The organism is Brevibacillus sp. RS1.1 (genome assembly GCF_013284365.1).
GTDB lineage: Bacteria > Bacillota > Bacilli > Brevibacillales > Brevibacillaceae > Brevibacillus > Brevibacillus brevis_D.
In genome coordinates this window covers 154,651-181,114 of the sequence record NZ_JABSVA010000007.1, presented here as the reverse complement: position 1 = coordinate 181,114, position 26,464 = coordinate 154,651, and the positions used below count along the sequence as shown (strand labels likewise).

The following is a 26,464-nucleotide window of genomic DNA, read 5'->3' as shown; positions in this document are numbered from 1 at the left end:
CTCCTTTTTTGCATTGTAGCACGATTGATCCCCCATTACTATTAACCTAAGACGGCCGTCTGTAAAAAGTCCCCAGTAGGAGAGATACATACGATGAAAGACCAACAAAAAGCGATTCTTGCAGCATTACTGAATGCGGGGATTACCGGCTTGTCGTTTTTGTTTCTGAAAATGGCACTCGCTGTAACCAATCCGGTTGATACTTTGGCACACCGTTTTACCGTGGCATTTATCGTTGCTTCTATCCCGATCCTGTTTGGGTGGATCAAGCTGTCCATCAAACCAAAAGACATGCTCACGATTATTCCGCTCGCCATGCTGTACCCCATTCTGTTCTTTACCCTTCAGGCGTTTGGATTGGTGTATACCACTTCGTCTGAAGCGGGGATTATTCAAGCAACCGTTCCGATTTTTACCATGGTCATGGCGGCATTCTTTTTGGGAGAGTCTTCTACGTGGCTGCAAAAGCTGTCCACTCTTTTATCCGTCGGAGGTGTCGTGTACATTTTTGCAATGAAGGGGCTGGGTGTAAGCTCAGGCTCAGGGAGCAGCATCGGTACCATTCTCATCCTGTTATCCGCGTTTTCTTTGGCGGGGTATAGTGTTCTGGCGAGGAAAATGACAAAGTCCTTTCATTATATAGACATGACGTATATGGTGGCGTTACTCGGATTTTTGTTTTTTAACGGCTGGTCAGTCATTCGCCATAGTGCGGAGGGGACTTTATCGACCTATTTTGTTCCTTTCGCCAGTTCGACATTTATCATCTCGATTGTATTTTTGGGGATTCTGTCCTCGCTCATGACGTCTTTTATGACCAACTTTGCCTTGTCCAAGATGGAGGCATCCAAACTCAGCGTGTTTAACAATTTGTCTACGTTGGTTACGATCGTGGCAGGCGTTATCTTTTTGCAGGAACAGCTGGCATACTACCATCTCATTGGCGCAGTGATGATTATTATCGGGGTGATTGGGGCGAATTTCCTAGGGGCAAAATTTAAAAAACAGAAGCACACGCCTCAATCGAAATCTACATCTGTGTGAGAAAAAGAGAAAGGATACGCAACAGAGCGAATGTTTATTCATTGGCTCTGTTTGTTTTTGAGGAGGAATCGTTCGTGAAACTGTTTACAAATCGTATCATACACGATATAGTTACCTAGATTGTGAGTATAATGACATATGGTGAGATGACGGAATGAAAAAAATTATACATCTGGATTCGATTGAAAAGAGATTTGCAGATACTGTCGTCGTCCCCTCTTTTTCTCTCTCCATTGAAGAAGGGGAGTTTTTGACGTTACTCGGCCCCAGCGGCTGTGGGAAAACGACACTGCTGCGAATGATTGCTGGCTTTGAGCAGCCAACGACCGGGGAAATTTTCCTAGACGAAAAGCCCCTCAGCCATGTGCCGCCATATCAGCGCGATATGAACATGGTGTTCCAGCAATATGCTTTGTTTCCACACATGACCGTGGAGCAAAACATCCTGTTTGGCTTGAAAATGAAAAAAGTGAACGCAGCTGAACAACAAAAGCGTTTGGAGGAAGTACTTCAGTACGTCCAACTGACAGAATTGCGTAAACGTACGCCAAAGCAGCTATCTGGCGGACAACAGCAACGTGTAGCAATCGCACGGGCGATTATTAACAACCCACGCGTTCTGCTTCTGGACGAGCCTTTAGGTGCTTTAGACTACCAATTGCGAAAAAGCTTGCAGCTTGAACTGAAAAACTTGCAGAAAAACCTAGGGATAACGTTCATTTACGTTACCCATGACCAAGAAGAAGCGATGGCGATGTCCGATCGAATCGCGGTCATGAACAAGGGACGAATTGAACAGATTGCTTCTCCAGCAGAGATTTACAACTCCCCGCAAACCTTGTTTGTGGCTACCTTTATTGGGGAAAACAACATTTTCCGGGAAAACGGAACGAATGCAGCTGTACGTCCGGAAAAGATCAAGTTGTACCCGGTTGACTGCGACAAGGACAAGCACAAGAAGCTGGGCATCATTGCTGACGCGGTGTTCCTCGGCAATTTGCGCAAGGTATTTATCCGCCTTGAGGGGCAGGATATGACCGTAATGGCACACCAGTACGCAGGTGACGGTCTGGACTGGCAGGTGGGAGATAAAGTGGCCATTGGCTGGGCACAGACGGACGAGGTGATCCTTCCTTGTTAAACAAGAAGCCGGTAAAACTGCTCGCGCTTCCCGCCCTTTTGTGGATGGGTGCGCTTTTCGTCCTGCCTATGCTTATGATCGCCATACTGTCTTTCCTCAAAAGAGGCACGTACGGGCAAGTTGTCTATGAGTTTACGCTGAACAATTACATCCGTATTTTCGATCCGCTGTATGGCCAAATTTTTTGGGATACGTTGGTCGTAGCGGTTTTAACAACTGTATTTTCGATTTTGTGCGGTTATCCGTTGGCGTATTACATTTCACGGCTGGAAAAATCGACTCAGCAAATATGGCTGTTGCTCGTGATGATTCCGTTTTGGATCAATTTCTTGGTCCGTTCCTATGCGTGGGTAATCATCCTGCGTTCGCAAGGCGTAATCAATACGTTCCTGGAGTCGCTGGGCATTATTTCGGAGCCGCTGCCGCTTCTGTACAATTCGGGTTCTGTTCTGCTCGGGATGGTGTACACGCTTATGCCGTTCATGGTACTGCCGATTTATGTGTCACTGGAGCAGATGGATCGCCGCAAGCTGGAAGCAGCGTATGATCTGGGTGCAACACCTTGGAAGGCTTTCTGGCACGTGACTTTGCCAATGACCAAGACAGGTGTCGTAACTGGATCGATCCTCGTATTTGTTTCTTCCATCGGGATGTTCGTCGTTCCGGATGTCATGGGAGGAGCGAAATCGGCTCTGATCGGAAACGTCATTCAAAATCAATTTTTGTCTGCCCGTGACTGGCCGTTTGGATCTGCCTTGTCCATCGTGCTGATGCTATTATCCATGCTATTGATTCTTCTTTATTTCCGCGCTACCAAAGCGAGCGAGACAAAGGAGGGATCAGCATGAAAACATTACGTCGAAACGCACTATCTGGATACTCATGGCTGATGTTGGTCTTTTTGTATCTGCCAATCTTGATCCTTGTCCTTTATTCGTTCAATGATTCACGGATCAACGCTACGTGGACTGGTTTTACGTGGAAGTGGTACGTTTCTTTGTTTGAAAACAGACAGGTCATGCAAGCGCTGATGAACAGTTTGACGATTGGGGTTATCAGTAGCGTCATTGCAACGGTATTGGGTACGGCTGCTTCTCTGGCGGTCAAGCACTTTTCCCTGCGTTGGAGCAATATCTTCAACGGGTTAATGTACTTGCCGATTGTCATCCCGGAGATCATGATGGGGTTGGCTATGCTCGTGCTATTTAGTCAGGTACAGATGGAGCTGGGGAAAGTGACCCTGATCCTGGCGCATGTTACGTTTAGCATGCCCTATGTGATGGTTATTATTTCTGGACGTTTGGCTGATATGGGCAAAGAACTAGAAGAAGCGTCTCAAGATTTGGGAGCAACTCCATGGGAGACATTGCGCTATGTGACGCTGCCCCTGATCATGCCAGGGATCATCGCAGGCTTCCTGATGTCGTTTACCCTGTCGCTGGACGATTTCATTATTTCGTTCTTCGTGGCTGGTCCGAATTCGACTACATTGCCACTCTACATTTATGGGTTGGTAAAACGAGGCGTCTCGCCAGAAGTGAATGCACTCTCGACACTTTTGATCGTGAGCACCGTGCTGTTGGTTGTGGTGGCAGAGATTTTCCGCCGCAAAGACTCGAAAAATAATCAATCCATCTTTTAGAACCGTCATGGAGTTTTCATAAGGCAATCCCATAACTGATTTGGAGGTTGAGAGGAAAAAATGAAACGTTTCAAGTCCTTGATGATCGGCGCTCTGACCGCCGTACTTGCGGTGACTGCTGTAGGCTGCTCATCGTCATCTGAGCAAGAGCAACAAGTATTGAATATTTACAGCTGGGCAGACAACTTCGACCCAGACGTCATCAAAGGTTTTGAGCAAAAATTCAACGTGAAGGTCAACTATGATGTATACGGCAGCAACGAAGAAATGCTGGCAAAAATTCAAGCGGGTGCATCTGGTTACGACCTGATCCAACCTTCCGACTACATGGTAGGTACCATGATTCAGCTGGGTCTCCTGGAAGAACTGAACAAAGCGAACATCCCGAACATGGGCAATATCGTGTCTACGTTCAAGACACCTCCTTTTGATAAAGAAAACAAGTATTCACTCGTATATACATGGGGAATTACCGGGATCGCTTACAACAAGAAATATGTAAAAGAAACCCCGACAAGCTGGAATGATCTGTGGAACGAAGCTTACAAGGGCCGTGTCATCATGCTGAATGACCCTCGTGAGGTTATGGGAATGGCACTGATCAAAAATGGCTTCTCCAATAGCACGACGAACAAAGAGGAACTGGAAAAGTCCTTTGCTGATTTGAAAAAAGTCGTACCGAATGTTGTTGCTTTCGATACAGACAACATCAAGCAAAAGATGATTGCGGAAGAAGCATGGATCGGAACGGTTTGGTCCGGTGACGCGGCTTTCATTCACGCACAAAATCCAGATGTAGAGTACGTCATTCCGAAAGAGGGCGCAACGATCTGGGCAGACACGATGGCAATTCCAAAGGGCGCTAAGAACAAGGAAATGGCTGAGAAGTTCATCAACTACCTGATGGACCCAGAGGTCAGTGTGAAAAACTACGAGTCTATCGGCTACAGTAACCCGAACGAAAAAGCATACCCACTGCACAGTGAAGAATACCGTGCCAACAAGATGGTCTTCCTGGATACAGCAGACATTGCCCGTGCGGAGTGGCTGGTGGATGTAGGAGAAACCTTGCAGCAATACGACCGCTACTGGACTGAAATGAAGAGCGGCAGATAAATAGTGGTGAACGAACCGAGATGGAGTATTTCCGTCTCGGTTTTTTTGTTTTTATTTTGTTTGCGAGGCTACTCTTCGGCCTGAAAGGGGAATAGAGCGAGGGCATTGGAAAAATAATAAGGGGACACCATATATTGGGGTAGACATAAGATGACAACCAACATGATTCCTGAATCCGTTAGCGAGACGCGAGAAAAATTATGGGATCACATGCGAAATCCGCGAATGGTGTTTCGTACCCTTTCTTGTGGAACCAATAGCTTGTTACTAGCCTACCTACCCTATCTAGTCGATACGGTCATTCTTCAGCAGGTTTTGCTTCCTTATTTCGAAAGGTTACCTGACGAAAAGATCGATCCTGATACGATTTTGGGGAATGTTCCTGTTGCTCATGTCACCAAAACCATGGATTACAGACAAGTCTGCGATTATCTGGTGAGGGGATGGATTTACCTTCAAATAGAGGGAATGGCGTGCGGGCTTCTTCTCTACGTAGCAAGAATACCGAGTCGTTCTTTGGGAGAGGCTCAGGTCGAAACCCAGATTTTCGGTCCTCAAGTTTCTTTTACAGAAGACTTGGAAACCAATTTAGGGGTTCTACAGGGATATCTTTCAACCGATTTGCTTACCAACGTAACTATTACGATTGGGAAACGTAGCAGGACGAATGTGGAAGTATGCTACATGGAGGAACTGGCGGCTCCTGAAAATGTTCAGACCGTCATTCAGCGTTTACGCGATCTAGATATAGACGGTGTGGTTGACAGCGGAAAATTGGTTCAACTGATTGATGACAATACGTTCTCTATTTTTCCGCAGTTAATCCTAACCGAACGACCTGATCATGTAAGTGAAGCCCTGTTAGAAGGAAAGGTTGCCGTGTTTGTGGAGGGAAGCCCGTTTGCTATCGTCGGTCCCAGTTCCTTCGTGGACTTTTTTAAGTCGAATGAAGATCTTTATATCCGGTGGCAAATGGCTTCCTTCATTCGATTGTTACGTTTCTCGGCCCTTTTTGTCTCTTTGTTTTTTACTGCTACTTATGTGGCTGCACTTACGTTCCATTATGAAATGATTCCATCTGCTCTCCTTGTATCGCTCGTAAAGTCTCGTTCCAAGGTACCTTTTCCCCCCTTGTTTGAAGCTTTGCTGCTTGAGATGATTATTGAATTCTTGCGGGAGGCTGGAGCGAGACTTCCTTTTAAAGTTGGACAAACGATAGGGATTGTCGGCGGTATCGTAATTGGACAGGCAGCCGTTGCAGCGGGTTTTACCAGTAACATATTGATCATGATTGTGGCGCTCAGTGCATTAGCTTCCTTTACTTTTCCTTCCTACATGATGAGTACGGCAGTACGCATCCTCCGCTTTCCGATTATCGTGTTAGCTGGGATATGGGGAGGTTTTGGTATTATGCTTGGCGCGTCTTTTCTCTTGATACACATCCTGCGTCAATCAAGTCTGGGACGTCCGTTTTTTCTTCCCTTTTTTCCTTTTCGCTTGCAGGATATTAAAAACAGTCTGATCAGGTTCCCTTTTTACTCTCTCGGCAAGCGTCCGGCTATGACACGTTCTCCTGACGATACCCGTGTGCCTGATGAGGCCGGGAAAAAAAGACCAGTTCAGTAGTTAGGTGTTGAATGTGAATGTCAATGTCACGGTCCACTTTTCGTCGGAATACCCATATGGCTATCAGCGTATCGCTTGCGCTATTTATGGTCCATAGCAATCAGGTTGGAATCGGCATAGCGGGTGTCCAACGCTTTATTTATGATAGGGTGCAGCAAGACGCCTGGATTTCGGTCATTATAGCAGGCATTATGACCCATATAGCAGCATGGTTCATGCTAAAAATCTTAGCGAAATACAAAGACATGGATTTGTATGACATTCATCAAACGGTATTTGGAAAATGGCCAGCACGCGTTCTTAATTTCATCTTTATCGTATATATCATGGGCTCTGCCTTAACGATCTTGAGAGGGTACATCGAGATCATTCAGTCATGGATGTTTCCAGAAGTGCCTTCCTGGATATTAAATGCCTCCTTGCTTTGCCTGGCCATTTATGGAGTGACGGGTGGCATTCGGGTGTTGGCTGGGATTAGCCTCTTTTCTGTCGGGTTGACGGTTTGGCAGTTACTGCTCTTGGTTTACCCCATGCAATACGCCGATTTTCATTTATTGCAGCCAGTCTTTCATCATGATCTTGTAGAGCTTATGGACGGTGCGAAGAAGATGTCTTTTTCCATCATCGGATTTGAGATTATTTTGTTCATCTATCCGTTTGTGAAGGAAAAAGAATTGCTACCGCGATATGTACATGGTGGCCTGTTTATGACCACCTTCTTGTATGTGGCAGTCATGCTGGTTACACTCTTGTACTTTCAAGGGGAACAGCTTCAGCATCTTATCTGGGCAACGCTAATGATGATGAAAATTGTAGAGTTTCCGTTTTTGGAGCGTTTTGAGTTTGTGTCGATCTCACTGTGGATGCTCATCATGCTGGATAATTTGCTGATGAACCTGTGGGTAGCCATGCGGGGGGTCCATCATATTAGTGGGGTCAAGGAGAGAATGGCTCTTATCGGGATTGTTGGTGTTATGTTTTTTGCTAGCAATTTTTTGGAAACACGCCAGTCGATTAATCTCATCACGGATATTTTCGGTGGAGTAGGTTTCTATATCATTTTTATTTATCCCATCGTGCTTTATGTAGTGATTCGGCTGTTTCGGAAGGGGGCGGTCCGGACATGAAAAGGTTACGGTTGCTCGTTTACTACTTAGCAGTGGTCGTGTTATTGAACGGCTGTGGGGAGCAGCACGTATTAGAAAAATTGGGACTGGCAGTTGCAGTAGGGTACGATCTTAGTAAAGACGGAAAGCTGTTGGGTACCACGGTATTTTATCAAATTGACCCGGAGGCACGTGAGTTGGTCACTGTCATTTCGGGCACAGCGCATACGAGCAAAGGACTTACCGTTTCACAGAACAGGGAGTCTTCCAAAAACATTGTAGGAGGTCAAATTCGCGTCGTGGTCTACCACGATGAGTTAGCGCGGAAAGGAATCCTGGCTCTTGTGGAAAACTTAACGCGTGATGCCTCCATTGGAAGCAATGTCTATTTAACGGTAGCCAAAGGAAGAGCGTATGATATTTTGACACATCGCTATCCCGAGAACAGCAACATTGGAATTTACCTCTATCAAGCCATACGGCAGAACGTCGAAGGAGAGAATATGATCTCCTCGAAACTTCATGAGTTCATGAAAGATTATTATGCAATCGGGAAAGATCCCGTGATGCCTTATATCGAAAGAGTAGAGAATGAATTGCATATTAATCAAATTGGTTTATTTCGAGATCAAAAACTGGTGGCAGAAATTACAGCAAGGGAGGGATTTTTCCTCAAGATATTACGGGAGCGTTACAATAAGGGGGAATTGGAAATAAACATTTCCCTCGATAAAAAGCGTCTTTTTACTGTCATTGAACATATCTCAAGCAAAAAGAAAATAAAAGTGTTGGATTTGGAGAAACCGAGATTTTCTGTGAAAGTCGATATGTCCGCGCAGATTCAGGAAATGGCTGAAAAAATCGATTTATCCAAGCCTGAGCAGTTGAAAAAGGTACAAAAAGCAATCGAGCTGGCGGTTAAAAAAGAGACGGAGCATTTACTGGAAAAGTTTAGAAAGCAAGATGTAGACCCGGTAGGATTTGGGGAAATCTACAATATAGCCAGTCAAAGAAGCGGGAAAAAGAAAATGAGTAAGGATGAATGGCGAGAAATCATGAAAAGGGCGAAATTTGATGTCGATGTAAAGATCAAGATTTTACGTACAGGCGTCATTGGGTAATCGGAACAAAAATACATAGACAAGCTACAACCCCGGGTGAGATAGTGAGGGGGAGGTGAGAAAAAATGGAAAACAGGCAGTCTGTACAAACCGGCTTTCTCGAAGCAAATGGCGCACGCATTTACTATGAAGTAGCAGGGGAAGGCGAACCGCTCTTATTGATCCACGGCTTCAATCTGGATACAAGGCTTTGGGATGCCCAGCTTCAAGCATTTGCACAGACATATAAGGTCGTTCGCTTTGATATCCGCGGGTTCGGTAAAACACTGGCGACTGACGTTCCTTATACCTTGTACGATGATGTGAAAGTAGTTCTGCAAGGGCTTGGTATCGAAAAAGCGCATGTGGCTGGGCTTTCGTTTGGGGGAATGGTCGCGCAGGAGTTCGCCCTTGCTTATCCGCAGATGGTGAGCAGCTTGATTCTGGTTGCATCCGGCTTGTTTGGTCACCCAAGAAGTGAACAAAGGCTTTACGATGTAGAGCGCTTCAATCAAGTATGTCAGCGTGGCACGACAGAGGAAGCGTTGGAAATGACGACACAAATGTGGTTTGATGGTCCTGGACAGCCGGTAAATGAGCAAGCTCGCGAAGCACGTAACCGCTTTAAAGAAATAAACAGACACGCCTTTTCACTGCCGGAGTTTGGAGTTGGATTGGAAACTTTATCCCCATCACCAATCGAGCGCTTGGAAGAAATCAAAGCCCCGACACTCGTTATTGCAGGAGGGCGGGATTATCCTGATTTTTTACAGATCGCCGATGTGTTAGGTGAGCGGATTACAGGCGCAAAAAAAGTCATCCTGCCTGATTCAGCGCATATCCCACCGATGGATCAACCAGAGGTATTCAACAAGCTTGTCCTGGAATTTCTCGCACAAAACATTGTAAAATCATCCTAATACAGTTTGAAAAGGCACGGATCGGACAGAATTTCCGTTCATGCCTTTTTTTGTTTTCAACACTTTGCCACAACAGATAGCCCGATGGAGCCATATAGATTCTCGTACTAATCTGATAGGATTAAGGACGAAATAAGGAAGCAGGTGACAGGGTGACATACAACATCAGACAATATACGGTTGTGTTTTTGCTCGCCTTCTTACTTGTACTGACAACGGGTATGACAACTGCTTACGCCCATGCTGGCTTGATGAGCAGCTCCCCACAAAATGGTGAGGTACTGAAGGCGAATCCAGGACAAATATCTGCGCGGTTTACCGAAACTTTGGAGCCCGATCTTGTTAACGTGCGTTTATTTGATTGGAATGGCAAGGAAATAAAACTGGAGCGGCCGACATTGCAGCCGGGTGATGCCTCGCAGTTGAATGCGAATCTGCCGAGCGATTTGGCTGAGGGAACGTATTCGGTTATCGTGACGGTCGTTTCCGAGGACGGACATCCGATCTCAGAGAAGCTCACGTTTTCGATAGGACAAAAAAGTGCAGTCGTGGTTCCGCCCAATGAGCAAAAAGCAGATTCAAGCTACTTGATCATGTACCGCTATTTGGCGCAAGGAATTATTCTCGTCGGTGGCGGCTTGTATCTGGTAGCGTGGGCAGCACAGCGTCATGGTTTGCCTTCGCTTGCCCAGCTCATCGGGATTGGCAGACAAATCGGCTGGAGTTTGGCGATCATCGGACTTATATTTTTGTGGTTCCTGTATGACGAATCGTTAGCCACTGTATCACTCACGCAAGCACTGTGGCAGATGGATGGGAACTTGCTCAGTCAGTCTCCATTTGCGATTATGCTGCTGGTGTCCTTTGCCCTATTGTTATTGATTGCGATCCCCAATATGGTGTCTGGCTGGTATGTGGGAATTTGGGTTCTATTGATCAGCGCGCAAGCTTTTGGGGGTCATGCATGGGGCATTGCTCCTGTCTGGCTGTCGATTTTGCTGAGACTGTTGCATGTTTTGACGGTCGCCGTGTGGATGGGGGCACTTGTCTACTTGTTACTTACAGTTAAAGCGGTTGAACGAGGACAGGAGTCGTTCAAGAAGTTCTTTTTGCAGACAGTTGCGGTGGCAGCAGTGCTTGCCGTCGTGACGGGCGTTCTCATGCTCATCGTGCAGACGGATGTCATGAATATTATCCAGAGTGCAACAGCATGGAGTTATCTGTTATACGGAAAAATAGCAAGTGTCTGCCTCATGCTTCTTCTGGCCTTTAGGCAAACCAGACGCTGGCGGACGAAAAATTCCTTGAAGCCCGTTTACTTGCGTTGGGAGATTGTATTCGGGATTATCGCTATTCTGGCCGGACTTTGGATGAGCCAAATCAACTACCCAACTGCGGTGACAAATAATCAAGCCGTAATTCAAACAGATTCAAACTAGGGAGGATTTATACGATGAAAATGAAAAAATGGATGAGTAGTGTACTGGTAGCAGGTGCAGTTTTGACGTTGGCGACAGCAGCACAAGCACATGTGAACGTCTATCCGAAAGAGACTACTACAGGCTCCTATGAAAAATACACCGTGCGTGTCCCAGTAGAAAAAGACGTCAACACGACAAAAGTAAAGGTGGAATTCCCGGCTGGTGTGAAGGTAAATTCCGTACAACCGATTCCGGGCTGGTCCTACGAGTTCGAAAAAGATAAAGACGGTGTGAACACAGCGCTTGTATGGACAGCCACAGCAGGCGGAATCAAGGCGCATGAGTTCCAAGAGTTCACGTTTGTCGGGGCAAACCCAAAAGAAGAGGGCCAATTGGCTTGGAAGGCTTATCAGACCTATGCAAACGGCGAGGTTGTGGAATGGACAGGAGACAAGGATTCCAACTCGCCAGCGTCTGTCACTACCATTAAGGCTGGTGTAGGCGAAGCAGGGCATGAGCATGGACAAGTACAAAAGCCGACAACCGCTCCTGCTGGGGAAGCGGCTGGTGCAGGCAGCAACAATACCTTGCCATTGGTACTTTCTGGTTTGGCGTTGCTGATCTCCATCGTTGGCCTGTTTAGAAAAAAAGCGTAAGTACTTCCTAATGAAGCTGTGCAGTGTGTCCAATCATACTGCACGGCTTTTTCCATTGTATGGGAATTAAAAACATTCTATAATAGCTGTAATTACTTTCGGAGGTGTATATCACATGTTAAAAACACTATTCAGAGCAAGCAAGTACACGGAAGGAAAAATACGAACGGCAGCATGACGCGGACGCATTTTGCACAGTAGAGGTACGATCAGTATGTGAAAACGGAACGCGTCATCTGCCTAAAAAAAGGTGGATACTGCTTCCATGTTCATGAATGCGACAAAAGTATATATGATCAAAAGTTTTTTGACTTCCCTGGCTAATACGACCATGTTCACGACCTATGCGCTTTACTACATTGTGACACTGGGCTTTAACCCGTTTGAATTGCTAGTGATCGGGACGGTATTGGAGTTATCCGTGTTGGTGCTTGAAGGGATAACAGGAGTAGTGGCTGATACGTACAGTCGCCGTCGCTCCGTCATTCTCGGGATGTTTTTTCTGGGAATCGGATTTGCGATGCAGGGGATCGTTCCCGCGCTTGATACTTGGATACCGATGATTTCTGTCTTCGGCTTGGTGCTGTTTTCGCAAGTCGTCAGTGGTCTTGGGTATACGTTTATCAGTGGAGCGGATACTGCATGGATTGTAGATGAGGTCGGGGAAGAGAAGATCGGTACGATTTTCATGAAGGCCAAGCGCTACTCCTTGTTTGGGAATCTGCTCGGGATTGCACTTAGTGTGGCATTGGCAACACTCGCTCCCAATTTGCCTTACCTCATAGGTGGCCTCATGTATCTGGGGCTTGGCGTCTTTCTGATTCTGTTCATGAAGGAGACCGGATTTATTCCTCGTGAACGTGAGCAAGGTGCTTCCCACGTGAAGGAAATGATTCAGACGTGGACTTCGGGTGCCAAAGTGATTCGCAGTCAGCCGATTCTCATGCTGATCTTGTTCGTGACGCTATTTACGGGTGCAGCCTCAGAAGGGTATGACCGTTTGTGGGAAGCGCATTTGATCGCAGAAATTGGTTTTCCAGAGTTTGCTGCTATTTCGATGCCCATGTGGTTCGGGATCATTGCCGCACTCGCAAGCTTGCTCGGCCTCATCGTCGTAGGCGTTGTGGAAAAAAGGCTGGATGTGAACAATGAGCGGGTTGTCCTTGTAGGCATGTTCACGTTGACGGGGCTCAAAATTGCAGCGATGATAGCTTTTGCCTTTTCTCCTAGCTTTAGCTGGGCATTAGTTGCATTGCTGTTGATCGGTGTGATCCAGTCATTGAGCAGCCCGCTGTATGATACGTGGCTGAATGTAAACATTGAAAGCAATGTGCGAGCGACGGTTTTGTCGATGATGGGCCAGTCCAATGCTTTGGGACAAACGGCAGGTGGTCCTGCTGTCGGATGGATTGGGACGCGTTTTTCGATTCGCGCTTCGCTCGTTGCAGCGGCTATCTTGTTGGCACCGATTCTGATTGTGTTCGGACGTGCGCTTAGAAGGCGCTGAGTCACATACAAAGTGTAACAAGCATAAGGCATGTGTCCATTTTTTAGGGCGCATGCTTTTTTGTTGAGGCAATCGTTGGTTTTTGTAATCAAAACTTGCGAACAGACGTTCTCTTTTGATATGATGATTTCAACAATAAGAAGACACATTTTGTGGTGGTGAGAACCTGATGATTCAGGAGTTGAGAAGGTACGCAGCGAGGCAGCAAGCAGTGGAGATCATCTATTTGAAGAAGGATGGGGAGGCTAGCAGGCGTACGATTCGTGTGGTTCATATTGATGGGAACAAAGGGAGCTTGAAAGCATACTGTTATAGGAGGAAGGCGTATCGTGTATTTGTGTTGGAAAACATTTTGGCGATCGCACCTGTGTCAGGGTATTTTGCCGGATGAAAAGGAATCATCCTCCACGCCCCCAGCCTATTCCAGCCATACTATGTTATACTAAATAGGTAAACAACTTCAAAAAAGAGGAAGGGCGGGGACAACAATGGAGTTCTTCATTGTCATTGTCATCATGTTCTTGATCGTAGTGTTTGTCTTAGCGTCCAAAGCTGCAAAAGGCGGAAGTGGGCGCTCTCATTCCTCTTCAGACAGCGGGGGCGGAGCCTTCTATGTAGACAGCTCTCACAATCACCATCATCGAAGTCATGATTCAAATGATCGTTGGGATAGCTATGACAGCGGAAGCGATAGCGGTGGTGGCGGAGATAGCGGAGGCGGCGGCGGGGGAGATTGACGCTGTTGCATTTTGTTTCATTATGGTACAATAATTGGGAAATATGATTCCAAACCTGAATGGTAGGTTTGCTAAAGGAGAGATGTTTTATGGTAGTCATCAAATTTGTTCAGAGTGTCGTAGTCGGGGTCACGGGAATCCTCCTTTCAAGCGAACAGTAATATCGTTCACCAAATGAGGATTCGACTGTGACTGGTTCTGGCTGATAGCCATATATCTAACCAATTGCAGGGGGAATCCGCAGTGAATCAAACAACCAATCAACAAGTATTGCAATCTATGGGCTGGAATGAGTATTTTGCTAATCATTTTACCCCTTATGCTGAGCAAGGCTTCAGTGTGGGACGTATCACACTTGAACATAAACGTATTTATCGTCTGTGGAGTGAGCATGGCGAGCTCCTAGGCGAGGTAACAGGTAAGCTTCGTTATGAGGCAACCGGACGAGAAGATTTTCCGGCTGTCGGGGACTGGGTAGTGATCAGTGCCCGCCCAGAGGAAAAGAAAGCCTCGATCCACGGACTTCTTCCACGTAAGAGCAAGTTTTCCCGCAAGGTAGCTGGGGATACAGTGGAAGAGCAGATTGTGGCTGCGAACGTCGATACGGTTTTCCTTGTGAATTCCTTAAACAATGATTTAAATCTGCGCAGGATTGAACGCTATCTCATTCTTGCGTGGGAAAGTGGAGCCAATCCGGTGATTGTGCTATCCAAAGCAGATTTGTGTGACGATCTGGATGCATGTATGACAGAGATAGAATCAATCGCGATCGGAGTACCTGTTCACGTAGTCAGTGCTGAGCAGGGAGAAGGACTGGATCAGCTCGCACCGTATTTGGGCGAGGGCCAGACGATTGCCTTGATGGGTTCCTCTGGTGTTGGCAAATCCACGTTGATCAATAAATTGAGCGGAGCGGAGATGCAAAAAGTCAGTGGCGTGCGTGAAGGTGATGACCGTGGCCGCCATACGACGACTCATCGCGAACTGTTCCGATTGCCGAGTGGTGCTCTCATGATCGATACACCGGGTATGAGGGAACTTCAGCTCTGGGAGGCAGATGAGGGCTTCCGCGGTGCCTTTGACGATATCGAGTCCATTGCGGAAACATGCCGTTTCAATGACTGCAAGCATATGCGCGAGCCCGGCTGTGCTGTTCAAGCTGCTATCAATGATGGGTCATTGGAAAAGGCACGCTTTGACAGTTACCTAAAGCTCCAACGCGAATTGGCACATCTGGCACGCAAAGAAGACGCAAGGCTTGCTGCTGCTGAAAGGGATAAATGGAAGAAGCTCAACGTTCAAATGCGGGAGAAAAAACCAAAGAGATAAGTACGTGAGCCCTTGAGAAATCAGGGCTCTTTCCTTTAATCGGGCAAGTAAGCGCTTCCTTTTTCTTTCAAAAATTAACGCTTGCTACCAACGCGAGAGTTATGATAGATTTGGTCAATACTCGTTGTTACACTTCGAAAAAGATAGGTAGCTCGTATAATTTTGGGAATAAGGCCCAACCGTTTCTACCAGGTGACCGTAAATCACCTGACTACGAGTGAAAGTGCGTCTAGGGTTCCGTCTCTTTCTTTCCTATTTCAATCATAGGGTTGAAAGAAAGCTGGTCCGAGCGGCGCAGGCACGAATGATGTGTCACACCTAAGGGATAAAAGCCCAGAGGGACAGTTTCACTTGGCGTTGGTTCGTTACGTAGCCCGCTTGTGACACTGTCCACTCTGGGCTTTCTATATTTCAGCAGGCCGCAAGTAAAAATGGCCGGAACGATATCTGAGGAGGAAGAACTGATGAAAGAATTACAAGAGCGCATCGTACAGGATGGCAAGGTACTGTCGGCATCCGTTTTGAAGGTGGATGCGTTTTTGAACCACCAGGTAGATCCGCAATTGACGATGAAGATCGGGCAACGCTTTGCCGAGTTGTTCGCTGGTGAAAACATTACAAAAGTCGTGACGATTGAGGCAAGTGGAATTCATTTTGCTATGGCAACTTCCTTTGCTTTGGGTGTTCCCTTTATCTATGCGAAAAAGAAAAAAGCTGTCACGCTGACAGAGGAAGTATATTCTGCTCCTGTTCATTCCTTTACCCGTCAGGAAACGTACCAAATCAGTGTTTCCCGTCAGTATTTGTCCAAAGAAGACCGCGTATTGATTGTCGATGACTTCTTGGCTACGGGAGCTGCTCTGGTAGGGCTTACGAATATTGTCAAAGATGCCGGTGCTCATCTCGTTGGAGTGGGCGCTGTTATTGAAAAAAGCTTCCAGGAGGGCCGCGGTCTCTTGGAGCAAGCTGGCGTACGAATCGAATCATTGGCACGTATTGAATCGATGTCACCAGAAGGCATTCATTTTATTGAAGAAGAGCCTGCTCGCGTATAATCAAAAAATCAATAGGAGGTAAGGGTTCACTCATGCTAGCCAAACATAAAATTGTTACTTTGGGCTTACAGCACATTCTTGCCATGTATGCAGGAGCCGTCGTCGTACCGTTGATTATCGGTGGTGCTTTGAATCTGACTCCTATGCAAATCGCTTATTTGATTGCTGCTGACCTTTTCACATGCGGAATCGCGACGCTCTTGCAAGTTCTTGGTACACGTTATACGGGGATTCGCCTTCCTGTTGTGCTAGGCTGTACGTTCACAGCAGTAGGACCGATCATTGCGATTGCGTCTACGAGTAATCTAGCGACCGCTTACGGTGCCATCATCATATCGGGTATATTCGTTGTCTTGGCAGCTCCACTGTTTGGCAAGCTGCTGCGCTTTTTCCCAACCGTGGTACAAGGTTCAGTTGTTACGATCATTGGACTGTCGCTCATTCCCGTTGCGATGAACAACGCGGCTGGCGGACAAGGCATGCCGGACTTTGGACAACCGCACAATTTGCTTTTGGCTTTAGGAACGTTGGTTATCATTTTGCTTATTAATCGTTTCTTTACCGGATTTATTCGTGCGATTTCTGTTCTGCTCGGCTTGATTGTCGGTACGGCTGTCGCTTACACGATGGGGATGGTCAGCTTCGCGAATGTTGCGGAAGCCTCTTGGTTTAGCGTGGTTGAACCGTTTTACTTCGGTACACCACAGTTCAGTATTGTTGCCATTGTTACCATGATTCTCGTCAATATCATCAGTATGGCTGAGTCCACTGGTGTTTACTTTGCACTCGGTAAAGTGACCAATACAAAAGTGACGGATCATGATGTTGTCAAAGGATTGCGCGGAGAAGGTGTCGCAATCGTACTGGGTGGCATTTTCAACGCATTCCCTTACACGGCTTTTTCGCAAAACGTCGGTCTGGTTTCCTTGACTGGCATTAAATCGCGCGATGTGATGATTGGTGCCGGTGGAATCCTGGTCGTTCTCGGATTACTGCCAAAGCTGGCTGCTTTGACAACGGTCATTCCTAACGCGGTATTGGGTGGGGCCATGATCGCTATGTTCGGGATGGTTGTTGCATCAGGTATCAATATTCTATCCCAGGTTGACCTGAGCAAAAACGAAAATCTGCTGATCGCTGCTTGCAGTATCGCTGTTGGACTAGGCTCTGCTGCGGTTCCGACGATGTTCGATCAACTGCCTACGTTGGCAAAAATGATGCTGCAAAATGGTATCGTGACAGGTTCCTTGACGGCAGTCATCTTGAATATCTTGCTTGTTCATACGAATAAAAAAGCATCTCAGACTGCTCCAACAAATGTAACTGTTTCGGAAGCGTCTTAACATCATCAGATAATGAACCGTCGTTTCCTGGTTAGACAGGAGGTGGCGGTTTTCTTTTATCGTGGCTGCGGTGGGGAGAAGAATATTTCCAGTCTAGGCTCCAGGCTCCGTCCCGCTGGGGGGGTGAGACTGTCCGCTCCGAAGGGATTCGCGGGGAAACGCAAAAGTGGTAGCCGCTTCGTAGCACGGACACGGTTGCGTTTCTTTTGCCCGCGAATCCCTTCTCCGCTCGGTAGGACTCCACAAGTCGCTACGTCTGGAAATATTCTTCTCTGTCGTAACTTCTTACATTCTTCAATCTTTTAAGTCGTGAAAAGATCGGTAAACACGAAAAGCTCGTAGAGGAAACAGGAGAAAAAAGCAAAGATCTTAGGGAAGCCGACCGAGGCGCAATGAAAAAAAGAGAAACAAGCCCTTAGCGTCCACCTCTGAGACACCTCCTGAATGGACGACTTTGGACGCGGGTTTCGCTTTTTTTCATGGAGCCGGACAGTCAATCCCCCAGCGGGTGGCCCTAGAATCTGAGCGTTTTCTCCTGTTTCCTCCCCGGCACTACAGCAACAACTCAAGCTCTCTAAATATGCAGCTGCGGTGGGGAGAAGAATATTCCCAGTCTAAGCTCAGTGCTCCGTCCCGCTGAGGGTTGGGACTGTCCGCTCCGAAGGGATTCGCGGGGAAACGCAAAAGTGGTAGTCGCTACGTAGCACGGGCACGGTTGCGTTTCTGTTGCCCGCGAATCCCTTCTCCGCTAAGTAGGACTCCACAAGTCGCTACGTCTGGAAATATTCTTCTCTGTCGTAACTGATCACATTCTTCAATCTTTTAAGTCGTGAAAAGATCGGTAAACACGGAAAGCTCGTAGAGGAAACAGGAGAAAAAAGCGAAGATCTTAGGGACGCCGACCGAGGCGCAATGAAAAAAAGAGAAACAAGCCCTTAGCGTCCACCTCTGAGACACCCCCTGAATGGACCACTTTGGACGCGGGTTTCGCTTTTTTTCATGGAGCCGGGCAGTCAATTCCACAGCGGGTGGCCCTAGAATCTGAGCGTTTTCTCCTGTTTCCTCCCAGCACTACAGCTGGAATAACGTGCTTTTTCAAATACGCAAAAAAGGCTTCCCCGCAATGACAAGCGTCCAACAGTGCTGGCCAAGTTTTACATACGATGACCATGTAAAACAAACTTACCTCCAGAAAGGAAGGGGTGCCATGGCAACCTTTCAGGAAGCGCTCCTGGCCAAGAAGCATTTGGTCAAAAGGTGGAAGCGGATGCCGGGCGTAATTGGCATCGGGATTGGCTACGCAAACGGTAAAAACAAAAAAGGCGGCGCCTGTATTGTGATGTATACCGTCAATGCAAGTGCCGCCGTGAAGAAGAGCTGCCCGAGTTGCGTCCTTGTCAAAAGACAAGTGGCGACAGCCCATGTATCCGTTCCTGTTCGCACCGTAACCTCTGGACGGTGCCATTGTCATCCTGCTGTACGTCCTTCTGCAACGAATTATCGCAGTAGAATCAGACCTGTGATCGCTGGATATAGCATCGGTTACCAAGGGGCATCCGGAACGGCTGGGTTAATCGTTGCCCGAGGAGGCCAACGGTTCGTGTTGAGCAACAATCACGTCTTGAATCGTAACAATACGAGCGGCTATACCGAGACCATCCAGCCAGGTGGAGCCGACGGTGGCCGTTCGGGAAGAGATCGAATCGGACGCCTGTATCGGTATGTTCGACTTCGGAGAAATGCAGGTAATCGAATGGATGCAGCGCTTAGCATCCCTACTTCCAATCGACTCCTTGCCCCTCGTTATGCAACCGTGGGCAGAGTACCAGGTGTGATTCGCTCGTATGGTATCGGGCGCAGATTGAAAAAGGTGGGCCGTTCATCGGGGCTGGCATGGGGAACGGTCGAATCGATTCACACCGATATTGATGTCAGTTACGGGAACTACGGAGGACTGGGGACCATTCGTTTTCAGAACCAGACAGTCATCAGAAGTACGGTTCCCATCTCCTTGCCGGGAGATTCCGGCTCTGTTTGGCTGACTGCGAGCAATTACGCGGCAGCTGTGAATTTTGCTGGTTCAGCCAATGGGAGGCTCTCCATTTCGTATCCGGTTGTCTGGGCATTGCAAGCGTTTGGCGTGGGGATAGCAAGAGCAACAGAGAGAGCAGGCAGGTCAGTTGCCAAAGCAAAAAGGGTCGGGCGAACCAACACACGTACTAGACCGCTATCTCCCGCAGAGTTAAATCGTGTCCAAACAAAAAAAGCTGCCTCCAAAAGGCAGCCGGGCAAGCGAAAGAAAAGTAGATAATAGCATTAGGATACTTCTTTTGCGAGCTGATCCAGTACGCTGAGAATGCGTTGTGAGATATCTTCTAGCGTATCAAACGTAGCTTCTGCTTCCTCTAGTTTTCCTTGCTTGACGAGGTGGTAAATCCGCCGAACCGTTTCGTGGAACTGGCGATGAGGCGCTTCTAATTGCTTGAAAGAGGGCAAGGTGCTCAAGGATGGATTGTTCAGGGCCTCGTCATACCAAATCCCCAAGCGGCATTGATGATGGTCCACGAGTTCTTTTTCATCAATGTGGTGATACCCAAGCATGAAGTTGTACAGCCACCATTTCCATAAGAGATGGTCGGTTTTGACGATTCGCAAGTAATGCTTGGTCTTAAAGTGGCTCGTTTGTGTGATGCTCAGCTTGTGTAGGCTGTTAATGCCAGCCCCAACATTATAGACGTTTTTACCCACATTCGAGACGTGCGAAGAGACCTGCTCCATATTCGTCAGGACTTGCGATATGCGCATTGAAATGTCATCTGTGGCAGCAGACTGCTCTTGTGCCAATGCGGCGATGTGTCCGGTGGAATGCCCGACAGTCTCAATATTTTGCACAATATCTCCTAATATCCCAATGGCATCGCGTGTCTGAATCACTTTATCGTTAAAATGGTCGCTCATGAGAGTGGCCGTTTCTTTTACCTGGACAGCTTCATTCTGAACATTGTTGATTGTGGCAGTAATGCTTTGAACGGATTGCTTGGTCTGCTCGGCGAGCTTTCGTACTTCATCTGCCACGATAGCAAAGCCTCTCCCGTGTTCGTTGGCACGCGCTGCCTCAATCGACGCATTCAATGCAAGAAGATTGGTTTGATCGGCAATATTGCGGATGACTTGGACGACCTGAGAAACTTCTGCAATGGATGTCATTAATTGCGAGGTTTTTGCTTGCATCTCTTGGAATTCATCTGCCATGGAAAGAAAGCTGGTTAATGAATCTTGGATAATATCCTTGCCCATTGTTGCTTGCTCGATTGTCGTGGAAGCACTCTCTGCGACAGAGACGGCAGATTGAGCCACTTTTTGCACAGATTCGCTTAGCTGCTCAGCAGCAGACCCCACATTGCCAGCTTCCTCAGTTGTATCCTCAAGCGTGTCCAGCACATGCTTGAATTTATCGATCTGAATCACCAATTCCAGAACTTCGCCCAGGCGATCAATGACTTTGTAATCATTGTCCTCCTGATACGATTGGAGGACGATTTGCGAATCAAGCGTGATGATCTTCATGAGCGCCAACAGGACAGAAGATAATTCCTGGGGACGTTTCGAATAGGTATTGACGATAGCGGGAATCAAATATTCATAGACCCGCAAGTAAGAGCCCGTATACCATTCTGGCGCAAGTCCAATTTTGCTATGGACCTCTCCGATTTTCTTGCGCCCGGCTACATAGGCATCGTCTAGCTTGGCGTGTGGAAGCGATTGCAAATAGTGACGAAAGGATACGGCCAATCCATCAACCGTCGTATGCGTTTCGACGATCTGCATAAGATGGGAGTATTGGCGAAGCATGTGGTAATGACGCTCTGTAATGGCCTCTAGGTGTTCTGTTAGGAGTGGTTCAATTTGTTTCAGCCGATCAAGGTCTGTTTGATTCATTTGCAAAAAATGAATTTTCCCCGTTAGCTGATCGGACATTTGGACATCGCTTTTTTGAATTGAGGCAGTAACGGTTTGGGCGCCACGCTTACCAAACATAAAATCCCTCCATAATGTTTACGAAAAACGGGCCTATTCATAAGGGAATAGGCCATAAGTGTTTTATCGATTATAGCATTCACGTATGGAGTTGAATCTTTAGAACTATTGTGATTTTGTGAAAAGTATATTAAGAAATGGTCAATGTCATCGATTATTCAAAAAAGGTCATGTGATGCTTTTCGTCCCGGTAGTAAGCGAGACGGTCCTGGAGAGTGCCTGTATGTAATTCGAACTTATGCCCATCAGGGTCGGTGAAATAAATGGAGCGCTTATCCCGCTCTGAGCGATCCCGTCCATGCAAAATGGTCACGCCATGCTTTTCCAAGTGAGCATACCACTCATCAAATGACTCTTCTGTAATAGTGAAGGCCATGTGTGTATAGGAGTGAGCAATTTCATTGCGTGGGATGTCGGGTTCCTCATTCAGTGCCAACCAGTAGCCATTTAAGTCAAAGTAAGCCAGCTTGCGACCTCGTACTAGTGGTTTGGCGTGCAGGACATCCCGGTAAAAACAAAAAGATTTCTCCAGATCTGAGACAGAGAAAAGCAAATGATTCAATCCTTGAAGTTGCGGCAATATTTCCCCCACCTTTTTAGCAATCATCTCAATTGCTATTGTATGGGGAAAACAGGCAAACCACCAGTCTAATCCGGGTCTGCCTGCCATTTGGTTAGGATTGACTTTGTTGAGCTTGCGCTTGGGTTTGCAGCGTGGATTGGACCTGGGACACCATTGTTTGCGCTTGGGCAATTTCCTGAGACGCTTGCTTCAAGGCTTCTTCGGCGAGCTGTGGATTGGCAGCAGATTGCTCGATTGCTTGCGTAATCATATTTTTTGCCAGCGTGGTGGCTACCTCTGCTTTTTTAAGCGAGTCCGTGTTAATTTGGCTAGGCATTGCTATACCTCCTGCGGTTTTGGGTGATCAGAACACCGTATTAATTTGCCCTGCACGCAACGGTTTATGTATATAGGTAAGCGTCCAACCATTTTCTTCCCGTGATGCATAATCTGACAGGGGGAGGGACGTCAGATGAAAAAGCAATGGGTGCAGGTCATTCGATTGGCAGAGCAAGCATTCTTTACGATTATCTTTTCAGCGCATAAGCGAGTGGGGGATCGCGGAATCATTTTGCCAAAACGGTTCAATTCCAAGGTGAAAATTCGCCGTTTCCTGCAAAAATTCATGACCCCTTGTCTGGCAAATCGAGTGATCGGCAATCTTGATTTGCGGCGAATAAACGGACGACTCGCGATCCCGGTAGGGGATACGATAGGGGCTCCACCAATTGTAAAATCACAGGTCCTGTCCTCGGGCAGCAGGTGTGCGACGCTTGTGGTATGGTTTGCCTTCGATCCAAGCGATCGATTTTTCCGTGTGTACCAGTTGAAAAAGCTTTCGAATGGGCGCTGGATTGTTGTAGGGCGTCATCCGCTGGACTATCCGTTTAATCTACCGCAGGATTTCTTGAAACGACAAATACCTTGTGGAAAAGCCTGTGCATCATGGAGAGGGAAATGAAACACTAGGAAAAAATGACTATATTCCAAAAAAATCCGGTATTGCTATTGGTTCAATTTGCCTGTATAGTATGTAAGTGTTGCGATACTTATCGGAAATTGTCGAATGAGAGAAGGTCCGATATGGTTGGCAATCGGGAAGTAGCTCAGCTTGGTAGAGTACTTGGCTTGGGACCAAGGGGTCGCAGGTTCGAATCCTGTCTTCCCGACCATGTTTTCTTTTGAATAGGCCGGTATGGCGGAATTGGCAGACGCGCGCGACTCAAAATCGTGAGGGAAACCGTGGGGGTTCAAGTCCCTCTACCGGCACCAGCAATCTATACATATGGTTTTCGTTATAAGGTGGGGAACAGTGAGTAGGCCTGTTTCTCACTTTTTTTATTATACCGAGGATAGATAGGCAGCATGCTTGATCCATGTACCTGCTGTCTTTTCCTTTTGTACCTGCTACAATAGCGTAGTATAGAAGGAAATGGAGGCGAGAACGTTGAGACTTGCAGGAAAACAAGTGGTTTGCTTCGTCGAAAGTGAATTTGAGGATCTCGAGCTCTGGTATCCGGTGATGAGACTGCGAGAGGAAGGCGCTACCGTCCATTTCGTCGGTCCGAAGGCGAATCACGTCTATATAGGGAAGTACGGTGTACCATGTGAGGCTGACAAAGCGATGGGAGAGGTCAATCCTGCCGACTATGCAGGCGTACTCGTTCCAGGAGGGTGGGCACCTGACAAGCTGCGCCGCTATCCGGAAGTGCTGTCGTTTGTGGTTGCGATGCACGAGGCGAAAAAACCGATTGGACACATTTGCCATGCGGGTTGGGTGCTTGCCTCCGCAAAAATTTTGCGCGGGGTAACGACGACATCGACGCCAGGCATTAAAGATGATATGGAGAATGCAGGAGCGATTTGGGTAGATGAAGAGGTCGTGGTAGACGGTCACATTGTAGGTTCCCGTAGACCGCCTGACCTCCCTGCGTACGCCAAAGCATTTGCTGATTTGCTGGCACTACAATAGGAAATGATGAAAAGGGCTTGCTCGGATTGACGGGTAAGTCCTTTCATGAAAGAAACGCTAACCTAGTAGGGGGTGATAGGGTGTTCAATAATCGGGAGTTACTCCCAAAAGAAAATCAAAATCAGAGGCCAAGCAGCAAAAATCTATCTGACAATGTGCTTCCCCCACAAAATTCCCACCGAAACATGCCACCCGTTTTACAACTCGCCAAAAAAGTAGGAAACAAGGCAATGACGCAACTCCTGCAAAATCAAAAGCAACCTCGAATGCCACTCATCCAAAGAAAACTCAAACAAGAGAATCTCAATAAAATGAAAGCGGATCATCCAGATGCATACCAACAAAAAGATTTTGAAGAAGCCGTTGGAGATGACGGGAAGTTTACGGATGTGCAAGCAGACAAAGGACTTCCTACTTTTTGGGGGATGTTAAAGGAAGTATTCGGGGAAAAAAATTTGAATGCAGAGATATTTGCCAAAACAAAAAACGAATTGGGAGATACATGCGACCGTCCTCATTCTGTTACCGCTCTTATTACAAAAAGTGCCTCTAAAAATGACCGTGAAGGCTTAAAGGTGGTAACAGCCATCGGAAATCTTGGAAAAGAAGAGATTTTCATACGGGAAGGCGCGATTAGCGGGTTATTGGCCAGCTACGAGGGAGGTCATTTGGTTGGCTATCAGATCCTCAGAGGACAAGGAGGCGATCAAGAATGGAATGTAGCCCCGCAGGATACAAAAAATAATAAAGAATCCTACAATAATACAATCGAGGAAATGCTTCGTGAAGCGAGAATTGGAACAAAGTACGAGTACACGGTAGAAGTAAAATACGATCAATTGAACTTCAGTGTAGACCAGGATCAGCTCTTGAAATTGGGGATCTTGAAAAAAATAGACGCGGATAAACCATGGGAAATTCAGCTACCTGTCAGAATACCGTTCAAATGGGAGGCCAAGGCAGAGATGCTCAACAATGGGCAATTTGGTCGTCCGACGGCAGGAGATTCGTCCTATGATCAATATTCAGAAAATATGGACGAAGGTAATCTAGATTATACGGAGAGCGACTATACGGCGAGATACCATTTATGGTATTCCGTCAATCGAGGAGAAGACAAAGATTATACGCCCGGTGATTTGGAGGATACGAAGGGCGTTACAGGTGTTCGTTTTTCCATGCATCAAGCCTTGATGTCAGATCATGCGAAAAATAAAGACCCGATAGCATGGAAAGGAAGGGAAAGGGTAGCGGACTACGGGAGTGTACAAGACGGATTGGTGGCAGAGTCTGCGGGTATTCGAAAAGCGATTGACATCATGTATGAGAAAAACAGACAAGATTTTCTCGAGTTTGAAGCCATGGAGGATGCAGATCAACCAGAGGACTTTGAGCTAGTTCCCGCTGTTGTGATGGACAAAATGGTTGACGAAGAATATAGAAGTTGTTTTATCAAAGAGTTGCGGGATGCAAAGATTGGTAAGCAATACGATGAGCTGAAATATGCAAATGAAAATTATTTGGAATCTTTTTCTATGAAGGATGATGACTTGAAAAGCTTGCAGCTTGAAAAGGATCATCTGAAAGACATCGAAACAAAAATGAACGCAAAAGATATAAGCCCAGACCTGCTGAAGGAATGCAAAGCCATGCTCCAAAAGCAAAGCCGCGTTATACGAGTCATCCTCAATCATAGACGGGAAAGAATGGCGTATTCAAAGATCGTCAAAAAAACACGTCCCATCTATAAAAGAAAATGGGAAAGGTCGGTCAAAAAATCGATTGCCGCGCATGAAAGATTTAAAATCTTGAAGAAGAAAAGCAGAAAAACGGTGAGTGATGAAAAAAATTTACGAGACTTCGAGTGGAACAAAAACAGTTGCAGGCGAGTTGAGACATTTGACGGATTTTTGAAAGACAAAATCGATTTGCGCACAATTGATACAGAATGAGAGAAACACCAAGCCGAAACATGGTACATTTCGGCTTGGTGTTTTATGAACCGGAGTTATTCCGTTTCTTCCACGGCGGATCGCCTAACTCATGAATTTTGTTATTGATTTTAAAAAAAAGATAGGGAATCAAAAACGCCATGATCGTCCCTGCGAAGGTCAAATAAGGAGGAACTACGCCTAAAAATTTGAGCATG

25 protein-coding genes, 2 tRNA genes and 1 riboswitch are annotated in these 26,464 nt (G+C 46.8%); of the genes, 23 read left to right on the top strand and 4 right to left on the bottom strand.

Translation table 11 applies throughout. From position 1 onward, the window contains the following. Positions 1–93 precede the first annotated feature (93 nt). The 18 genes from HP570_RS21700 to HP570_RS21615 all read left to right on the top strand — a co-directional run bounded on the left by HP570_RS21700 (position 94) and on the right by HP570_RS21615 (position 20,054). Positions 94–1,044, top strand: a complete 951-nt coding sequence (locus HP570_RS21700) for a DMT family transporter (protein ID WP_173627102.1) — start codon at positions 94–96, stop codon at positions 1,042–1,044. Between the two features lie 154 nt (positions 1,045–1,198). Beyond that, entirely contained in the window at positions 1,199–2,185 is a 987-nt protein-coding gene (locus HP570_RS21695; RefSeq protein WP_173627101.1) for an ABC transporter ATP-binding protein, read from the top strand. Positions 2,186–2,229: 44 nt separating this feature from the next. Next, complete coding sequence (locus tag HP570_RS21690; protein ID WP_050763866.1) at positions 2,230–3,033, top strand: ABC transporter permease; 804 nt, start codon at positions 2,230–2,232, stop codon at positions 3,031–3,033. Then, on the top strand, positions 3,030–3,827 hold the full coding sequence (locus HP570_RS21685; RefSeq protein ID WP_015892666.1) for an ABC transporter permease: 798 nt from the start codon (positions 3,030–3,032) through the stop codon (positions 3,825–3,827). Before HP570_RS21690 ends, HP570_RS21685 begins: the two co-directional genes overlap by 4 nt. Positions 3,828–3,887: 60 nt before the next feature. Continuing rightward, positions 3,888–4,943, top strand: coding sequence for an ABC transporter substrate-binding protein (locus tag HP570_RS21680; protein ID WP_015892665.1), 1,056 nt, complete (start codon positions 3,888–3,890; stop codon positions 4,941–4,943). A gap of 150 nt (positions 4,944–5,093) precedes the next feature. Further along, positions 5,094–6,569: a spore germination protein gene (locus tag HP570_RS21675; protein WP_173627100.1), complete on the top strand. Its 1,476-nt coding sequence runs from the start codon at positions 5,094–5,096 to the stop codon at positions 6,567–6,569. A gap of 17 nt (positions 6,570–6,586) precedes the next feature. Further along, positions 6,587–7,696, top strand: a complete 1,110-nt coding sequence (locus HP570_RS21670) for a GerAB/ArcD/ProY family transporter (RefSeq protein ID WP_254495410.1) — start codon at positions 6,587–6,589, stop codon at positions 7,694–7,696. Next, positions 7,693–8,796, top strand: a complete 1,104-nt coding sequence (locus HP570_RS21665) for a Ger(x)C family spore germination protein (protein ID WP_173627099.1) — start codon at positions 7,693–7,695, stop codon at positions 8,794–8,796. The genes HP570_RS21670 and HP570_RS21665 overlap by 4 nt, the downstream gene beginning before the upstream one ends. A gap of 65 nt (positions 8,797–8,861) precedes the next feature. Beyond that, a complete protein-coding gene (locus tag HP570_RS21660) occupies positions 8,862–9,695 on the top strand; it encodes an alpha/beta fold hydrolase (protein ID WP_173627098.1) in 834 nt (277 codons plus the stop codon). A gap of 152 nt (positions 9,696–9,847) precedes the next feature. Beyond that, positions 9,848–11,134, top strand: coding sequence for a copper resistance CopC/CopD family protein (locus tag HP570_RS21655; RefSeq protein ID WP_173627097.1), 1,287 nt, complete (start codon positions 9,848–9,850; stop codon positions 11,132–11,134). A 14-nt stretch (positions 11,135–11,148) separates the two neighbouring features. After that, the gene (locus tag HP570_RS21650) at positions 11,149–11,772 is read left to right on the top strand and encodes a YcnI family copper-binding membrane protein (protein WP_173627096.1); all 624 of its coding nucleotides are present in this window, start codon (positions 11,149–11,151) and stop codon (positions 11,770–11,772) included. A 265-nt stretch (positions 11,773–12,037) separates the two neighbouring features. Further along, positions 12,038–13,279 (top strand): MFS transporter, encoded by a 1,242-nt coding sequence (locus HP570_RS21645; RefSeq protein ID WP_173627095.1) that lies wholly within the window; start codon positions 12,038–12,040, stop codon positions 13,277–13,279. Positions 13,280–13,448: 169 nt separating this feature from the next. Beyond that, positions 13,449–13,670, top strand: a complete 222-nt coding sequence (locus tag HP570_RS21640; RefSeq protein WP_015892656.1) for a WYL domain-containing protein — start codon at positions 13,449–13,451, stop codon at positions 13,668–13,670. Positions 13,671–13,767: 97 nt separating this feature from the next. Continuing rightward, the gene (locus tag HP570_RS21635; protein ID WP_064201031.1) at positions 13,768–14,016 is read left to right on the top strand and encodes a hypothetical protein; all 249 of its coding nucleotides are present in this window, start codon (positions 13,768–13,770) and stop codon (positions 14,014–14,016) included. Positions 14,017–14,259: 243 nt separating this feature from the next. After that, positions 14,260–15,345, top strand: coding sequence for a ribosome small subunit-dependent GTPase A (gene rsgA, locus HP570_RS21630; RefSeq protein ID WP_173607120.1), 1,086 nt, complete (start codon positions 14,260–14,262; stop codon positions 15,343–15,345). 132 nt (positions 15,346–15,477) lie between these two features. Continuing rightward, a riboswitch (purine riboswitch) is annotated at positions 15,478–15,579 on the top strand. A gap of 230 nt (positions 15,580–15,809) precedes the next feature. Further along, entirely contained in the window at positions 15,810–16,400 is a 591-nt protein-coding gene (locus tag HP570_RS21625) for a xanthine phosphoribosyltransferase (protein WP_015892653.1), read from the top strand. A gap of 32 nt (positions 16,401–16,432) precedes the next feature. After that, entirely contained in the window at positions 16,433–17,743 is a 1,311-nt protein-coding gene (locus HP570_RS21620) for a nucleobase:cation symporter-2 family protein (protein ID WP_173627094.1), read from the top strand. A gap of 1,207 nt (positions 17,744–18,950) precedes the next feature. After that, positions 18,951–20,054, top strand: coding sequence for a chymotrypsin family serine protease (locus tag HP570_RS21615; protein ID WP_173627093.1), 1,104 nt, complete (start codon positions 18,951–18,953; stop codon positions 20,052–20,054). 5 nt (positions 20,055–20,059) lie between these two features. Here HP570_RS21615 and HP570_RS21610 read toward each other — a convergent pair whose 3' ends face one another. The 3 genes from HP570_RS21610 to HP570_RS21600 all read right to left on the bottom strand — a co-directional run bounded on the left by HP570_RS21610 (position 20,060) and on the right by HP570_RS21600 (position 22,680). Further along, positions 20,060–21,781 (bottom strand): protoglobin domain-containing protein, encoded by a 1,722-nt coding sequence (locus HP570_RS21610; protein ID WP_173627092.1) that lies wholly within the window; start codon positions 21,779–21,781, stop codon positions 20,060–20,062. A 154-nt stretch (positions 21,782–21,935) separates the two neighbouring features. Then, positions 21,936–22,388 (bottom strand): metallothiol transferase FosB, encoded by a 453-nt coding sequence (fosB, locus tag HP570_RS21605; RefSeq protein ID WP_173627091.1) that lies wholly within the window; start codon positions 22,386–22,388, stop codon positions 21,936–21,938. 67 nt (positions 22,389–22,455) lie between these two features. Next, positions 22,456–22,680: a hypothetical protein gene (locus HP570_RS21600; protein ID WP_007722024.1), complete on the bottom strand. Its 225-nt coding sequence runs from the start codon at positions 22,678–22,680 to the stop codon at positions 22,456–22,458. A 135-nt stretch (positions 22,681–22,815) separates the two neighbouring features. Between HP570_RS21600 and HP570_RS21595 the strand changes: the two genes are divergently transcribed. From HP570_RS21595 to HP570_RS21575, 5 genes are all read left to right on the top strand, one after another. Further along, positions 22,816–23,304 (top strand): hypothetical protein, encoded by a 489-nt coding sequence (locus HP570_RS21595; RefSeq protein ID WP_041749571.1) that lies wholly within the window; start codon positions 22,816–22,818, stop codon positions 23,302–23,304. A 134-nt stretch (positions 23,305–23,438) separates the two neighbouring features. Further along, a tRNA-Pro gene (locus HP570_RS21590) sits at positions 23,439–23,515 on the top strand. A 17-nt stretch (positions 23,516–23,532) separates the two neighbouring features. Further along, positions 23,533–23,615: transfer RNA gene (locus HP570_RS21585), tRNA-Leu, on the top strand. Between the two features lie 175 nt (positions 23,616–23,790). After that, a complete protein-coding gene (locus tag HP570_RS21580) occupies positions 23,791–24,315 on the top strand; it encodes a type 1 glutamine amidotransferase domain-containing protein (RefSeq protein WP_064201036.1) in 525 nt (174 codons plus the stop codon). 80 nt (positions 24,316–24,395) lie between these two features. Continuing rightward, positions 24,396–26,267 (top strand): hypothetical protein, encoded by a 1,872-nt coding sequence (locus HP570_RS21575; RefSeq protein WP_173627090.1) that lies wholly within the window; start codon positions 24,396–24,398, stop codon positions 26,265–26,267. Positions 26,268–26,310: 43 nt separating this feature from the next. Here HP570_RS21575 and HP570_RS21570 read toward each other — a convergent pair whose 3' ends face one another. Then, a complete protein-coding gene (locus HP570_RS21570) occupies positions 26,311–26,463 on the bottom strand; it encodes a hypothetical protein (RefSeq protein WP_016743138.1) in 153 nt (50 codons plus the stop codon). Between the last annotated feature and the right edge of the window lies 1 nt (position 26,464).